The sequence below is a fragment of the Virgibacillus sp. 7505 genome (assembly GCF_002272135.1).
Taxonomy (GTDB): Bacteria; Bacillota; Bacilli; order Bacillales; family Amphibacillaceae; genus Terribacillus.
Genome location: NZ_NPBF01000021.1, coordinates 1 through 14,028, shown reverse-complemented (window position 1 = coordinate 14,028; position 14,028 = coordinate 1). Strand labels below are relative to the sequence as shown.

Here is a 14,028-nt window from a genome sequence, read left to right as displayed (position 1 = left end):
GTTTGGGCAGTACGTTTTTATAGAACCTATAATTTATTATAGTTAAGGTGAATCAGACCTGATTCAATGGCTACAGCAACCGCTTCCGTTCGGGAATCCACACCCAATTTATTAAAGATAGCTGTTAGCCTTGATTTTACTGTCCTTTCCGAAACACCCATATCAAAAGCAATATCCTTGCTCGTCGTCCCTCTGGCAACCGCTTGAAGAATGATGATTTCCATTCGGGAGAGCTGGACTTTTTCTTTAATTTGTTGCCTTTTTTCCTGATAATCCCGGATTCTCTTCATCATGTCCTCTCCTATGAGGGTCTCCCCATTCATAGCAGCATCCATAGAATGAAACAAAGATTGGAGACTGGTATCTTTCAGGAGATAACCTTTTGCACCTAAAGCAAATCCTTCTGCCAGCAATTGGTCTTCATTATAAGTTGTGAGAATGATAATAGGCAGCTTAGGATGCGTAACAGATAGCTTACGAATTGCTTCCATGCCGCTCATGACAGGCATGTACAAATCCATCAATATTATATCGGGTTCTAGATCATTTACAAGCTGGATTGCTTCTGCCCCATGTCCGGCTTCGCCTATGGTTTTATAATCTTCATTTGTTTCTATAAGCAATTTCAGACCTTCTCTTACGACTACATGGTCATCTGCGATAAGCACTTTATACGTCATTTAATCCTCTCCCTTCTCCGGAATACTGACTGTCACTGTTGTACCTTCTCCCAATGTGCTGCTAATGTGGATCTCTCCGCCTAAAATCCTTACACGTTCCTTCATACCAATTAAGCCGTAATGCCCTTGCTTATTTGAGATTTCTTCTGCATCAAAGCCAACACCATTATCCTCCACTTCCAAACGGATAAGATTATCCAAAGTGCCTGTAATAGAGACAGAAGCTTCGCTTGCCTTGCTATAACGTGCGATATTCAACAGACATTCACTAACGATTTTGGAAAGATGCTCAGTAATTTTCGGCGATAGAGATTGCACGACTGTATAATTCAAACTGCATGGTATGCTTGTTGCAGTTGTAAACTGCTGTGTATTTTCGCGCAGGATGTACTCTAAGTCGATATTTTCTTCGTGTAAACGTAAGTCATCAATGACAATCCGGGAATCTGCCAATACGGAGCTGGCACCTTTCATAGCAAGCTGCGCTATTTGCTGCGCACGCTCATGATTTCCATTAGAAAGGTGGACATTGATTGCCTCGAGCTGCATTTTTATACCAGCAATCCCTTGTGCCAGCGTATCATGCAAATCACGTGCCATCCGCTGCCGTTCACTATACAGCGTTAGATTCTCTACTTGGTGATGTGCCTCTTCCAGTTCCTGCAGTATTTGTTGTGTTCTTATTCTTGCATTTACCTGTTTGAAGAAGATTGCAGCATAGGCAACAATTATTAAAGTAGCAGGGATAACGATAACAAAGTAGGTAAACAAACTTTCTTTTGGGATAATAATGACTGAAGCAATAATAGATAGACCAGCTAAAATGACAAAGAAAGCGAGCCTGTTTCTACCGACCATCCCAACTAGCTGACCTAGGAGTAAGGGAAACAATGCAATAATTGTTACCGAAACGTTGTACATTAAAAAGGCGCTTCCATACACAATTAATCCTTGGACAACAAAATACATCCAAGCTCTTCTCGGCAGGAACCTGTTTGAAAACCAATATAACGTACTAAACATAATGATCAGCAAACTAAATGAAGTGCAATGCAAAACAGAACTTCCCGATACAATTTGTATAATTAAAGAAGCAGTAAAAGTAACAAAGATCCAAATTAATCCTGGTATCCTTGCTGCGACCATATTATTGTTTTCTTGTTTTATATTGTTTTGAGTGTACACATGATTGTCCATTTTTTTCTCCTAAAGATATCCTTAAGAATAGTATGCACCATTCTAGGATGTTCTGTCTTTCCCGTTCGGGCATTTCACTCTAGAGTTTTCTACTTTTACTTTCGTGTACTTACACTTAAGTAAGTCTGCTATGTCTGCGAAATATGGTACCCGTATCATGAGCAATTTCTTTAAGCTACATCTATTAAGCACAAAAAAAGAGAAGGAATATCCTTCTCTTTCCGTATATCATTTCATCCACTCCGGCTTATGAAATTCTTTGAATTCTTCCTCAATCACCTTAGCAAACTCCTCTGACTCCACCGCTTCCTTTATATCCTGAACAAATTGCTCATCTTTATTTTCTGTAGATACAACTACGCGGTTCTGAATGTCCTCCGGCAATTCGTCAAGTGCGAGTGCTGTTGCTAAATCGATGCCAGCTGATATAGCGAAGTTTCCATTAATAGCAGCCAAATCAACGGATTCCAATGTCCGCGGCAGCTGTGCAGCTTCTACTGGTTCAAATTTTAAATTCTTCGGATTGCTTATCACGTCTTTCTCTGTGACCCGCAATGGATCAGCATTTTCATCGATTTCAATAAGACCATTATCTCTTAGGACGGTCAGTCCACGACCAAGATTAGTCGGATCATTAGCGAGTGCGACGGTGCTTCCATCTTTTATTTCATCCAGTGACTTGAATTCATTTGAATAAATACCGATAGGTGCTGTTGGAACTGTTATTACGCCGGTCAGCTCCATGTTGTTCTCCTCGGCGAAAGCGTCCATATATACTTTATGCTGAAATAAATTGGCGTCCAGTGAACCGGTTTCCAACGATTTGTTCGGCTGCACATAATCATTGAACTCCTTTACTTCCACTGTATATCCTTTATCCTCCAGATACGGTTTTACGCCTTTTTCAAGCATGTCGCTATACGGAATTGTTGCACCTAGGACGATCTTTTTATCAGATGAGGCACTGCTTTCTCCGGAACCGCAGCCAGCTAAGACTGTGATGAACACGGCGGCAAATAACAATAAAATAGCTTTTTTCATTTTCGTTCCTCCTCATAGTTCATCTTTTTGATACAACTCGTGCTATAAGATCACCTAAGTATTGAACAACTTGGACGAGTACTATCAGTACGATAACTGTAGTGAACATGATTGTATTATCGTATCTGTAGTACCCATACCGTATTGCCAAATCTCCGATCCCGCCTCCGCCTATTGTACCTGCCATAGCAGAATATCCAATAAGACTGATAGCTGTAATGGTTAGTCCTGTGATTAAGCCGGGCTTTACTTCCGGAAGGATGATACTTCTGATAATCATCCACGGAGATGCACCTACAGCAATAGCTGCTTCAATCACACCCTTGTCTATATCCCTGGCTGAAGATTCAACTATTCTCGCATAAAACGGGATAGCTGCAACAGATAAAGAGACAGAAGCAGCTAAAGGGCCGATCGTCGTGTTGAGCAGAAATTGTGTGAAAGGCAGTAAGAAGACAAGCAGAATAACAAAAGGAACCGATCGAATGAGATTGATAATTAGTCCGGCTATTCTTTTTACCACCACATTTTCTAAAAACAAGCCTCGGTCTGTTACAAATAATAGAATTCCAAATGGCAGCCCAATCAAGATCGCCACAGCCAAAGCGATGGAAACCATTAGAAGCGTTTCAAGAAATGCTTGGTTCAATTCAGGCAAGATGGCGATTACGCGATCCATCATCAAACACCTCCACCTTGCTTACTTTATCTCTCAGATAAGCAATTGCTTTATTTACTTCTGCTTCATTTCCGTTCAATTCCATCACAAAAATTCCTAACGGCTTGCTTTGGATGTACTCTACTTTGCCGTGCAGTATATTGCCGCGGATCGGAAAAGCCTGGAGCATATCCGATACAACAGCATCGGCAGCAATGCTGCCTTTGAATTGCAGCCTGACCAGCTTTCCATTTATCTCTCCCAATAATTCTTCAGGGAGATCAAAACTAAGTACAGTCTGGATAAACGATACTGTCAGAGGATTAGCAGGATCGGAGAAAATATCATAAGTTGGACCATGCTCTACCACTTTCCCATCTTGCATCACTGCACAGCGGCTGCAAATCTCCTTTACAACCTCCATTTCGTGCGTGATGACAACGATTGTCAGACCCAGTTCTTTATTTATCTTCTTCAGCAAAGCCAAAATTGATTTTGTCGTACCAGGGTCCAAGGCAGAAGTAGCTTCGTCACATAAAAGGATCATTGGCTGATTCGCAAGTGCCCGTGCAATACTGACCCGCTGCTTCTGACCGCCGCTAAGCTGTGCTGGATACTGATGTTTCCGATCCTCTAACCCCACCAAGGCAAGCAGCTCATCCACTCGCTGCTTTATTTGTTTTTTATCTGCTCCTGCAGCTCGTAATGCAAATGCCACATTCTCAAATACCGTTTTTGAGGAGACTAGATGAAAGCCTTGAAAAATCATACCGATCGACTGTCTTGCTTTTCGCAGATTCTTTGGCGACAGCTCCTGCAAATCAACTCCATCAACAAAGACTTTGCCAGACGTTGGCTTTTCCAATAGGTTGATGCAGCGCAGCAAGGTACTCTTGCCCGCTCCGCTGTATCCAACTATTCCAAACACTTCACCAGCTTCAACGGTTAGTGTCACATCGTCAACGCCAATGATCTCCTTTCCCTTGCTGCTGTATTTCTTTGTGATGTTCTCCAGTTTTATCACCTTTCATCTCCCTCTCCTGTCGGTATTTTCAGCTGTCGAAACTTAGTTGCAGGATGCCCAGCCGGTAGTCTGCTTGATTCATAGTCAAATAATTTTTCTCTCAATGTGCCTGATTTGTAGGACTGTTTATAAAGTCCCCTTTCTTGCAGGATCGGGATTACCAGGTCAACAAATGACTCCAAATCCCCCGGGGTAACAAGGTGGTTCAAATTAAAACCGTCGACTCCAGATTCTTCGAATTGGTGCTGGATGCTATCTGCCACCTCTTCTGGATTCCCGACTATCAAGCTTTTGTCAGGTGTATCAAACCGCTTCAATGCTTCGCCGACTGTCAGCTGCTTGGCTGCATCCTTTGTCAATGAGGCTGCTTTATAGTGGCCGCCTTCTGTCGTTTTACCATAAGAAAACGGCTCTTCAGGATCCTTTTCCTCATATTCGGAAATGTCATAGCCGCTTGCACCAAATTGCGCCTTGGCAGCATCCGGACTCCAATGACTTGCATATTCCTGATACTTTTGCTGCGCCTCTTCTGTGGTTTCCGCTACGATGACACTCAGGAAAGAGAAAATCTTAATGTGATCTGGATTTCGCCCATGCTTAGCAGCCCTCTCCCTTATATCCTCTGCGTAGTGACGGATACGCTCAGGCGTGGGCCCTCCAACGAAAACACATTCTGCATGCTTGGAAGCAAATTCCCGTCCACGTTCGGATGTACCCGCTTGATAAATCACAGGTGTCCGCTGCGGGGAAGGCTCACTCAAATGCGGTCCCTCTACCTGGAAGTAATGGCCTTCATGATTGATTTCATGTACTTTTTCAGGATTCACCAATACTTGGTTTTGCAGATCCTCAACCACTGCATCCTCCTCCCAGCTGCTTTCCCAAAGCTTATATGAAACCTCCAGGAATTCATCCGCAATCTCATACCGCTCATCATGCTTGATCATTTCGGTCAAACCAAAATTCCGCGCAGCGTTCGGAAGATATGACGTCACAACATTCCAAGCAACTCTGCCCTTCGTCAAATGATCCAGGGTGGAAAAACGTCGTGCATTCCCAAATGGCGGTTCATATGTAGTACTTACTGTAACTGCGAAACCCAAATTCTCGGTTACACTTGCCATTGCAGAAATCAATAGCGCTGGATCATTCAGGGGGACCTGCAGGCCATCCCGGATAGAAGGAGCTTTACTATTCCGGTAAACATCATATATTCCCAGTACATCGGCAAAGAAGATTGCATCGATTTTACCGCGTTCGAGTAACTTCGCAAGATCGATCCAATAATTCAGATTCTTGTACTGACGATGCCGCTTACTCTCTGGGTGCTTCCATAACCCATGCGAGTTATGCATCGCACTATTCATATCAAATGCATTCAAAATGATTTGCTTTCCCACTTTTATCCCTCCATTTTTAACAAATAAAAAGACCCCTTCTCGGATAAGAAGAGGTCTTTCTAAGTCGACGCAGGCGTACGACGTCCACTCTCTTCTCATCTTCCAAGCTAGCAGCTTGCTGGAATTGGCACAGTACTGCAGCAGTCTGTTGCCGAGGCTTCAAAGGGCCAGTCCCTCCACCTCTCTGGATAAGAAATGCTTATTGAATTACAGCTCAATATACAGGACAGTCCTCTGTCTGTCAATTGAGTTTTCTAAATTAAATGTATAATTGACAATATTCAAATTATGGATTATATTTATGCCGACAACCGAATAGTTACACTTATCTAGAGTCAGGGTAGGAACTGGTCCAGCGACCCTGCAGCAACCGCTTTTCATGAAGCAAGGTGCTAATTCCAGCAGACAGAAATGTCTGAGAGATGAGAGAGAATGCTTACATAACGCCACCTCTTTCATATGAAAGAGTTTTTTTACTTTATTGGAAGAGGAGAATGATCATGCGAGAAACTGCCGAGAAAACAAAAGTGTTTGATCAAGTGATACAGCAAGCAAGAATCCTTTCTAAAGAATTCAAAGAACGTGCAGCTCATTTTGACAGCAGCGGCGAGTTCCCATATGAAAACTTCCAGGCACTTAAGGAAAGAGGCTTCTTGTCACTGACTGTGCCGACGGAATATGGAGGCAAAGGATTAAATCTTGTCGAGTACTTACAAGTTCAAGAGATACTTGCACAAGGTGATGCTCCTACCGCTCTATCATTTGGCTGGCAGCTCGGTGTTGTACTGGAAAACGCAGAAAGCAGACAATGGGATGAACAAAGTTTTCAGCATCTATGCAACAAAATCATTCATGACAAAATTCTTCTCAATTTAGTTCAGACAGAAAACGCCACTGGCAGTCCTTCAAGAGGAGCAGCTCCGACGACAACTGCAACGCTGGAAGGTTCAAGATGGAGAATTAATGGCCGTAAATCTTTTGCTTCGATGGCTGCTGCTTTGGACTACAGTATTGCTACCGCAACTATACTTCCATCTGGAAACAAAGGCTTCTTTTTGATCGATCATAGTTTGGAAGGCGTATCTGTGGAAGAAACATGGAATAGCATCGCAATGAGAGGTACAAGAAGCGATGATTTGATTTTGGAAGACGTAATTGTTGAGCAAGATGCGCTGCTTGTGGAAGAAACCAAGGGCAAGTCCACTACAAGAGGCTGGTACTTACAGATTGCGGCTGTTTACCTAGGTATTGCTGTTGCTGCGAGAGATTATACCATTCAATTTGCGTCAGAACTCCAGCCTGTTTCCTTGCCAGGTCCAATTAAGGATGTTCCAGAGGTCAGGAGAAAAATCGGCGAGATAGAATTGGCTTTGTTTAATGCCAGAGAAGTACTTTATGGTACAGCTAGGAAGTGGGTCGAGCACCCTGAAAAAAGATCAGAAATGAGTCCTGATTTAGCTGCTGCAAAACATATTGCCACCAATAAAGCGAACGAAGTCGTGGATCTATGCATGCGAATAGTTGGAGCCCGGAGTTTGTCTGCCGACAATCCGCTGCAGCGCCATTTTCGTGATGTAAGAGCTGGATTGCATAACCCACCTACTGATGATGCAGTAGTGTATTCGCTTGCGGATGCAGTCCTTCGGCAGTAAAAAACTCCTGAATCCATAACGGATTCAGGAGTTTCCTATTTACCAAGCATAAGCATACGGTGCTGCCCCGCCTGGACCCGGGAAAATTTCATCCAGCTGTTTTAAAACGGATTCATCAAGGTGAATTTCTAGCGCATGTAATGCACTCTCGAATTGCCCAACTGTACGCGGCCCAATGATTGGCGCAGTTATAGCTGGATTGGCAAGCTGCCAAGCCAGCGCAACATTATCCTGTGTTTCTCCTATTTCTTCACACAGTTGACCGAATTGCTCCAATTGTACTCGCTGGGCATCGATTTTATCACCAATCTTATCACTTCGGCTTCCAGGTAATTTTTTAAGTGCATTCCTTCCAAGCAGACCGCCATCCAGAGGACTCCATGTGATAATGCCAATCCCAAGCTGTTCCGCTGCTGGAAGTACTTCCAATTCAGCATATCGACAGTTGAGATTGTATTTATGCTGTTCGGAAACCAGACCTAAGAAATGGCGGTTTTTTGCTGCACCTTGTGCTACCGCGAGCTGCCAAGCAGCAAAGTTACTGGAGCCGACATAACCTATCTTCCCTTGGCTGATTCCTAATTCAAAAGCTCCCCATAGCTCTTCCCACGTTACGGCAGGATCAATATGATGCATCTGATACAGCTCAATGTAATCGGTTTGCAAGCGCTTTAAAGATTCTTCAAGATGACGCCGAATTTTATAAGCTGACAACCCAGCCTCATCATTTGGACCATCGGCAGCATTATGCATGCTTCCGTATACTTTTGTACCCAGAACGACTTTCTCCCTCCGGCCTCCGCCTTGCTTGAACCATCTTCCGATAATTGATTCTGTCAGACCTCGATTTTTTGCACCGTATACATTCGCCGTGTCAAAGAAATTAATGCCTGCATCAAGTGCTGCATCCATAATTCGGAATGCATCCTTTTCTTCTGTAGTAGTACCAAAATTCATCGTACCTAAACAAAGTCTGCTTACCTTCAAACCAGATTTACCAAGGTATCGATAGTCCATCTTAAGGTCTCCAATCTAAGTTTTATTGATTTAAGCGAATCTCGTTATATACCTTTACCCTTTGCTACGGGATTTTGCTCATATGAAACCCAATCACTATAGCTTCCCGCGTATAATTTTACATTCTCGAACCCAGCCATTTTTAAAGCAATGTAATTAGGAGCAGCCGTTACACCTGATCCGCAATACACGATAACCGGATCTTTAGTATCCAGCTCAGCAAATCTTTTTTTCTGTTCTTCGCCTTCTTTAAATGATCCTTGATTCAATCCCTCTGCCCAAAATTTATTGATGGCGCCAGGAATATGGCCAGCTACCCTGTCAATTGGTTCCACTTCTCCTATGTAGCGTCTTTCCTCTCTTGAATCTATCAATATGGAAGACTTTTTCTCTTGTTCGACAACTTCCTTCACTTCCTCATAGGAAGCCAGCATGTCTTTTCTTATAGACACTTTAAATTCAGTTGTTTCATTATCAGGTAAATCCTTTGTCGTCTCGTAGCCAGCTTCAACCCATCCATTAAAACCTTCATTTAGTACAAATACGTTTTCATGACCTAAATATTGAAGCAGCCACCAAAATCGAGAAGCATATGACCCTTCTCCACCGTCGTAGACAATTACCGTATGTGTGTTATCGATTCCCGCTTTCTCGATGTCAGATTTAAATTGGTCTATGTCAGGCAGCGGGTGTCTTCCGCCATGCTTTGAAACAGGAGCTGATAATTGGCTTTCTAGATGAAAATAAACAGCACCAGGAATATGGCTTTCTATGTAAAGACCTGCTCCTTTCTCCGGATTGCCTAATTCAAAACGGCAGTCTATTATCCTAACTCGATCGTCATCTAGATGTTCATTGAGCCATTCCTTATTAACAACATAATTCACCTTACATACCCCTAACTAATTTTAGAATAGACCGTGTATATCTCTTTTATATATACTAGATAGGAATGGTTGAATCCTTCAAAAACTCAAAGCTTCCTTAAAGACTATAGCGTCGTTTCAGTTATGATTAAACAAGAAGAATGACTTTATTAGTGAGCAAATAAATAAATTTTTATAGCATCAAATTCACAATACAGCAGGATTCAATTTAATATACTCTTGTAACACTATTCTTTGAGTAAGCTCTTTAGCTCTAATCTTTTATATAAAAAGCCACCCTATATAGGGTGGCTTTCCAATAACTGAATTACATATTACGATTATACTTAGCGTTGAAGTCCTCGTCTGATTTAACAAGATAAATTACACCTTCAATTAAACCGATAATCCCAGGGATACCTGTCCAGCAGAAAACAACATATAAAATCCCCATACCAATTTGTCCTAAGTAAAATTTATGTATCCCTAAATTCCCTAGTAATATCCCTAGTACACCTGCAACAATCTTGTTCTTCATAAGCTACTCCTTTAGAAACAATAATATAAATACTTTTATAGTATAGCTCAAAAAAAGTAATCTTCATTATTTTTTAGAAAACGGTTTAGGTTTAGTTTTATTTTAGGTTACTTAGAAACAAATCTCTATCAACTTCGACTTAGCAATCTCCCAAAGACCTTCTTTGTAATCTTTATCCCAATCACTAGTACTTAATTTAGGTATGTGCTCCGACGGGAAATTTAATCTAACAATATCTGCAGATTTACCCAAAAATTCTTTGCTGACTTCTGCTTGATGAAAAATAATCTGAGAAGGATTTATTAATGCGCCAATAGTCAAGATCAATTTAGCAACCAATAAGACTGACTTCTCATCATTTGCGTCAAATTCACTTTCAGGAAAAAATCGGTTATTTTCATTTAAAGGAATAAACGATATCTCCCCGCTGAACATCGTATGCCCTTTTACTAGTTTTCCATTGATCAAAATACCCGCACCTGGTCCATTTGCGCCCATGTATATATAGACAAGAGAAGCTTCACTGGATAGTCCCTTTCTATTCCCGTAACCGATAACTGCAGCGTTCATGTCGTTCTCCATAGTTAATTCAACTGGAAGATTTAATATGTCCCTCATATTTTGGTTTGCATACATAGGATATCCAGGGATGTAGCTTATTACATCCCCTTTTACAGCCCCAGGTATGCCCATCGCAATTGTTCGGATGGACGGATCCTCTGCTAGTTTTGTTTTCAAAAATGCAGATAATGATCGGGGTTCCTGCTTTAAGAAACTCCCCGCAGAAGCTTCGTTTATCTTGTTGCCGAAGGCATCCGTGATGACATACTTTGTTTCCTCTTTTTCCAGGTAAACCAGCAATGTGTGGGCAAAGTCAGGATTATAAGCATAGCTTTGTGCTCTCCGGCCTCCTGCAGATGGTAAAAGGCCCAAGGAAAGCACTTCTCCTCGGTCTACCATCTCCTGGATGAACTTGCTGGCAGTGGGAAAGCTTATGGAAAGAGCTTCTGTAACTTCTGCTTTAGACATACTATGAGCGTTCATCAACAATTGCCGGATTCCTCTTACAATGTTTGCTTTCACCTGATCCTGCATTGTCATCTGATCATCCAACTTAAATCTTCTCCTTTATAGATATCACTTCTTATCCCATCTATATAGTAATCTCAATCACATTTCCTTCCGGGTCTTCTATGACACTCTCATAGTATCCATCGCCTGTAGTGCGCGGATTGCCACTGACCGTATAACCGTCCACTCTGATATTTTCAGTTAATCTATCAACCTCTTCTTTACTGCCAACAGAAAATGCCACATGCGCCCAACCCAATTGTTCTGGCAGGGCAGGCTCGTTAACCCCAACTTTCTTCATGATCTCCAATCTGGTTCCACTCGAAAAAGTAAGGAAATAGGATGCAAATCCCTTTTTTTCATTTACATACAGACTGTTACTCTCTGCTCCAAAATAATGGGTGTAAAATTCTTTCATTCTCTCGATATCCTTCACCCATATGGCTACGTGTTCAATTTTCATTATCAGACTCTCCTTTCTGCAACACTTATTAAATTAGTTTAATAAGTGGATAAATGCTAACTCACTTCATCAATTGGATCATCTTTTGAATCGTAAGCAGAACCCCGTTCTCTTCGTTCGTTTTCGTAATGAAACTGGCTGCTGCTGTCGTATCGTCACATGCATTTGCCATCGCAAAGCTATAATCTGCTATGTCCATCAACTCTACATCGTTCTCGCCATCACCGAATGACATCGTTTCTTCTTTTGTGGCACCCACTAGCTCTTGCAGCTTTTGCACGGTTTTCCCCTTATGGACATCCGCTGCAGTAATATCCAGCCAAGCTGGTTCGGAAGCAACTATATACATTGGTTCATTATATGTCTGCTCAAGTAAGTGCTCTTTTAGCGCAACAGACCCGAGTGATCTATCATATACCGTAATTTTAACAAGCTCTGATTCTATAGCAGTCAGATCGTCTGTTTTCTCCACTTTTTTATATGAATTTCGAACCACATTATAATCAGCCTCAGATATATCTGATTTAACATAAGCAGAGTCCCCGGTACACGCAATAACCGTCACCTTTTGATTATAAGCTTGAATATGACCTATTAGGTCATTACCTAGTGTTTTGTTCAGAGGGAAGTCTTTTATCAGTTCGCCATCCCTTTTAATGCGAGTTGCACTGTCACCTAGCACCCAAATATCAGAATGTCCTTTAAATAGTTCTTCAACCCGTTCACACTGCTTCCCTGTACAAGCGGCAAAAATGATACCATTTTCCTTCATCATCTTATGTGTTTCATCGAAAAGCGCTTTGTTGAAACTCCCATTGTTATTCAAAAAAGTACCGTCTAAGTCCGTGACAACAAGTTTCAGCATAATCATATCTCCTTTGTCCGTGAGTAAGTACGAATGAAGCATACATCCTGGAATCGATCTCATGTCAACATATTTTTTATCCAAAAATGAATCCAAGACAACACATAATGTACACAAGAGGCTTTTATAATATGAATAATTAGAAAAAACAAAAGGAGACGTAAGATGTTATTGCTTTTGATCGGCATGCTCGTTGTAGTTATTATTACTGTTACCACTCCTAAAGATCTTTTCCATTCTCCAGATGAAATCTCTGCAGCCGTCGCACAAAAAGCCAAAAGAGATGCAGCGCACTACATAAACTCTAATAGAAACACTATCAGCAAATCTGACCTCCACAACTAATGAAAAGCAAATACTGGAAAAAAGAAAGAACAACAAGTTAAGCAGCTTGTTGTTCTTTTTATACCTTATAGTGTTTTAGTCAAAATGTAATCCACTTGTTCTTCATCACCCATATGAAAAGCATGAGCTCCAGTTTTAACGAATCCATTCTTGCTGTAAAAAGCAATTGCGTTTTGATTTTTCTCCCATACCCCAAGCCAAATAGCCTTCTTGTCCAATTCAATCGCTATTTCGATTGCTTTGTTCATCAGGTATTTACCTATTCCCTGTTTCTGAAATCTGCTTCTTACATAGATCCTTTCAATTTCCAATGACTCGTCATCCATTACTTCAGACTGCGCATCACCTATGTTTACCTTAAGGTATCCAGCTAGTTCAGCATTCGAATAAATGAAAAAGAACTGTGAAGAAGTATTCAGCAATTCCTTTTCCAGCTTATTTGGGGTATATGCTTTATCTAAATAAGCTTTCATATTTTCAGGTGAATTTTGGTCCTTGAATGTATCGCTGAAGGTTTCGATGCTAATTTGTTGAAGTATTTGCAGGTCTTCCATGCTGCATTTTTTAATAGTTATAGACGTCATGTCATGTTTAGCTCCCTCATATAATCAATAGTCTCGTTTGTTTCCTTTTTTTACATATTCCCAGTCTTTTTCAATATTCTTTCTAACCCTTTGAAGAAGATTGTAAAGGCTTGCTACTTCCTGATCAGATAATCCAGCTAATGCAACCTTGTCCGAATGATCATTTTCTCTTCTTATGAAATGATTGACCTGTTCCCCTTTTTCTGTCGGGAATAGCTTCTTGATTTTTTGATTTTGTTCATCGTTTTTCTTCTCGATAAAGCCATTAATCTCTAGCTTTTTAACTGCACGTGCAGCCGTTGTTCGATCAACTTTAATCATCTCTGCAAGTTTTTCTTGAATGATTCCTGGGTTTTCAACAATTCGAACGAGATACAAATACTGTCCCCTGGCAAGATCATATTCTTTAAATTCTATATTGCTTATAGAATCCAATGCCCGAGCGATCATTCCTATCTCGCGTAGAATTTCCTTCATATATACAACTCCGTTTATTTTTTACTATTTATCCATAGTAAAGGTTTTTTGTTGTATTTGCAACAAAAAACCTTTACTTGAATTTGCTATTCAAGAACCAATTCTTATCAAATGTTCAAAACCATTAATAATAAAATACATATAGATATT

At 41.1% G+C, this 14,028-nt stretch carries 16 protein-coding genes and 2 riboswitches; of the genes, 2 read left to right on the top strand and 14 right to left on the bottom strand.

The annotated features are described in order from the left end of the window. Positions 1 to 26: 26 nt before the first annotated feature. The 6 genes from CHH91_RS07600 to CHH91_RS07575 all read right to left on the bottom strand — a co-directional run bounded on the left by CHH91_RS07600 (position 27) and on the right by CHH91_RS07575 (position 6,000). Positions 27 to 680, bottom strand: coding sequence for a response regulator transcription factor (locus CHH91_RS07600; protein WP_095222857.1), 654 nt, complete (start codon positions 678 to 680; stop codon positions 27 to 29). Continuing rightward, positions 681 to 1,649, bottom strand: coding sequence for a sensor histidine kinase (locus CHH91_RS07595; protein ID WP_176465715.1), 969 nt, complete (start codon positions 1,647 to 1,649; stop codon positions 681 to 683). A gap of 456 nt (positions 1,650 to 2,105) precedes the next feature. Beyond that, positions 2,106 to 2,918, bottom strand: a complete 813-nt coding sequence (locus tag CHH91_RS07590) for a MetQ/NlpA family ABC transporter substrate-binding protein (RefSeq protein WP_095222855.1) — start codon at positions 2,916 to 2,918, stop codon at positions 2,106 to 2,108. Between the two features lie 19 nt (positions 2,919 to 2,937). Beyond that, on the bottom strand, positions 2,938 to 3,600 hold the full coding sequence (locus CHH91_RS07585; RefSeq protein WP_411259652.1) for a methionine ABC transporter permease: 663 nt from the start codon (positions 3,598 to 3,600) through the stop codon (positions 2,938 to 2,940). Next, the gene (locus tag CHH91_RS07580; RefSeq protein WP_095222853.1) at positions 3,569 to 4,600 is read right to left on the bottom strand and encodes a methionine ABC transporter ATP-binding protein; all 1,032 of its coding nucleotides are present in this window, start codon (positions 4,598 to 4,600) and stop codon (positions 3,569 to 3,571) included. The genes CHH91_RS07585 and CHH91_RS07580 overlap by 32 nt, the downstream gene beginning before the upstream one ends. After that, positions 4,597 to 6,000 (bottom strand): LLM class flavin-dependent oxidoreductase, encoded by a 1,404-nt coding sequence (locus tag CHH91_RS07575; protein WP_095222852.1) that lies wholly within the window; start codon positions 5,998 to 6,000, stop codon positions 4,597 to 4,599. Before CHH91_RS07575 ends, CHH91_RS07580 begins: the two co-directional genes overlap by 4 nt. Positions 6,001 to 6,092: 92 nt before the next feature. Then, positions 6,093 to 6,195, bottom strand: a riboswitch (SAM riboswitch). A 127-nt stretch (positions 6,196 to 6,322) separates the two neighbouring features. Further along, positions 6,323 to 6,429, top strand: a riboswitch (SAM riboswitch). Between the two features lie 71 nt (positions 6,430 to 6,500). Between CHH91_RS07575 and CHH91_RS07570 the strand changes: the two genes are divergently transcribed. Further along, positions 6,501 to 7,652, top strand: a complete 1,152-nt coding sequence (locus tag CHH91_RS07570) for an acyl-CoA dehydrogenase family protein (protein ID WP_286160720.1) — start codon at positions 6,501 to 6,503, stop codon at positions 7,650 to 7,652. Between the two features lie 39 nt (positions 7,653 to 7,691). On the opposite strand, the gene CHH91_RS07565 is transcribed toward CHH91_RS07570, so the two are convergent. From CHH91_RS07565 to CHH91_RS07540, 6 genes are all read right to left on the bottom strand, one after another. Then, positions 7,692 to 8,669 (bottom strand): aldo/keto reductase, encoded by a 978-nt coding sequence (locus CHH91_RS07565; protein ID WP_095222850.1) that lies wholly within the window; start codon positions 8,667 to 8,669, stop codon positions 7,692 to 7,694. 44 nt (positions 8,670 to 8,713) lie between these two features. Further along, on the bottom strand, positions 8,714 to 9,556 hold the full coding sequence (locus tag CHH91_RS07560; protein ID WP_095222849.1) for a sulfurtransferase: 843 nt from the start codon (positions 9,554 to 9,556) through the stop codon (positions 8,714 to 8,716). A 307-nt stretch (positions 9,557 to 9,863) separates the two neighbouring features. Then, the gene (locus tag CHH91_RS07555; protein WP_095222848.1) at positions 9,864 to 10,073 is read right to left on the bottom strand and encodes a TM2 domain-containing protein; all 210 of its coding nucleotides are present in this window, start codon (positions 10,071 to 10,073) and stop codon (positions 9,864 to 9,866) included. 111 nt (positions 10,074 to 10,184) lie between these two features. Next, complete coding sequence (locus CHH91_RS07550; RefSeq protein WP_176465714.1) at positions 10,185 to 11,156, bottom strand: ROK family protein; 972 nt, start codon at positions 11,154 to 11,156, stop codon at positions 10,185 to 10,187. 70 nt (positions 11,157 to 11,226) lie between these two features. Next, entirely contained in the window at positions 11,227 to 11,607 is a 381-nt protein-coding gene (locus tag CHH91_RS07545; RefSeq protein WP_095222846.1) for a VOC family protein, read from the bottom strand. Between the two features lie 61 nt (positions 11,608 to 11,668). Further along, positions 11,669 to 12,472, bottom strand: coding sequence for an HAD-IIB family hydrolase (locus CHH91_RS07540; RefSeq protein ID WP_095222845.1), 804 nt, complete (start codon positions 12,470 to 12,472; stop codon positions 11,669 to 11,671). 165 nt (positions 12,473 to 12,637) lie between these two features. Here CHH91_RS07540 and CHH91_RS07535 point away from each other — a divergent pair, with 165 nt between their 5' ends. Beyond that, positions 12,638 to 12,817, top strand: coding sequence for a DUF1471 domain-containing protein (locus tag CHH91_RS07535; protein ID WP_095222844.1), 180 nt, complete (start codon positions 12,638 to 12,640; stop codon positions 12,815 to 12,817). 65 nt (positions 12,818 to 12,882) lie between these two features. Here the strand turns inward: CHH91_RS07535 and paiA are convergent, their stop codons facing one another. Both paiA and CHH91_RS07525 read right to left on the bottom strand, forming a co-directional pair. Further along, complete coding sequence (gene paiA, locus CHH91_RS07530) at positions 12,883 to 13,401, bottom strand: spermidine/spermine N(1)-acetyltransferase (protein ID WP_095222843.1); 519 nt, start codon at positions 13,399 to 13,401, stop codon at positions 12,883 to 12,885. A gap of 24 nt (positions 13,402 to 13,425) precedes the next feature. Next, the gene (locus CHH91_RS07525) at positions 13,426 to 13,878 is read right to left on the bottom strand and encodes a MarR family winged helix-turn-helix transcriptional regulator (RefSeq protein ID WP_095222842.1); all 453 of its coding nucleotides are present in this window, start codon (positions 13,876 to 13,878) and stop codon (positions 13,426 to 13,428) included. Between the last annotated feature and the right edge of the window lie 150 nt (positions 13,879 to 14,028).

Coding starts and splice junctions, on each gene's coding strand:
- CHH91_RS07525 (WP_095222842.1), bottom strand. CDS start 13,878: ATGAAGGAAATTCTACGCGAGATAGGAATGATCGCTCGGGCATTGGAT.
- CHH91_RS07540 (WP_095222845.1), bottom strand. CDS start 12,472: ATGCTGAAACTTGTTGTCACGGACTTAGACGGTACTTTTTTGAATAAC.
- CHH91_RS07570 (WP_286160720.1), top strand. CDS start 6,501: ATGCGAGAAACTGCCGAGAAAACAAAAGTGTTTGATCAAGTGATACAG.
- paiA (WP_095222843.1), bottom strand. CDS start 13,401: ATGACGTCTATAACTATTAAAAAATGCAGCATGGAAGACCTGCAAATA.
- CHH91_RS07565 (WP_095222850.1), bottom strand. CDS start 8,669: ATGGACTATCGATACCTTGGTAAATCTGGTTTGAAGGTAAGCAGACTT.
- CHH91_RS07600 (WP_095222857.1), bottom strand. CDS start 680: ATGACGTATAAAGTGCTTATCGCAGATGACCATGTAGTCGTAAGAGAA.
- CHH91_RS07585 (WP_411259652.1), bottom strand. CDS start 3,600: ATGATGGATCGCGTAATCGCCATCTTGCCTGAATTGAACCAAGCATTT.
- CHH91_RS07595 (WP_176465715.1), bottom strand. CDS start 1,649: ATGTATTTTGTTGTCCAAGGATTAATTGTGTATGGAAGCGCCTTTTTA.
- CHH91_RS07545 (WP_095222846.1), bottom strand. CDS start 11,607: ATGAAAATTGAACACGTAGCCATATGGGTGAAGGATATCGAGAGAATG.
- CHH91_RS07590 (WP_095222855.1), bottom strand. CDS start 2,918: ATGAAAAAAGCTATTTTATTGTTATTTGCCGCCGTGTTCATCACAGTC.
- CHH91_RS07535 (WP_095222844.1), top strand. CDS start 12,638: ATGTTATTGCTTTTGATCGGCATGCTCGTTGTAGTTATTATTACTGTT.
- CHH91_RS07555 (WP_095222848.1), bottom strand. CDS start 10,073: ATGAAGAACAAGATTGTTGCAGGTGTACTAGGGATATTACTAGGGAAT.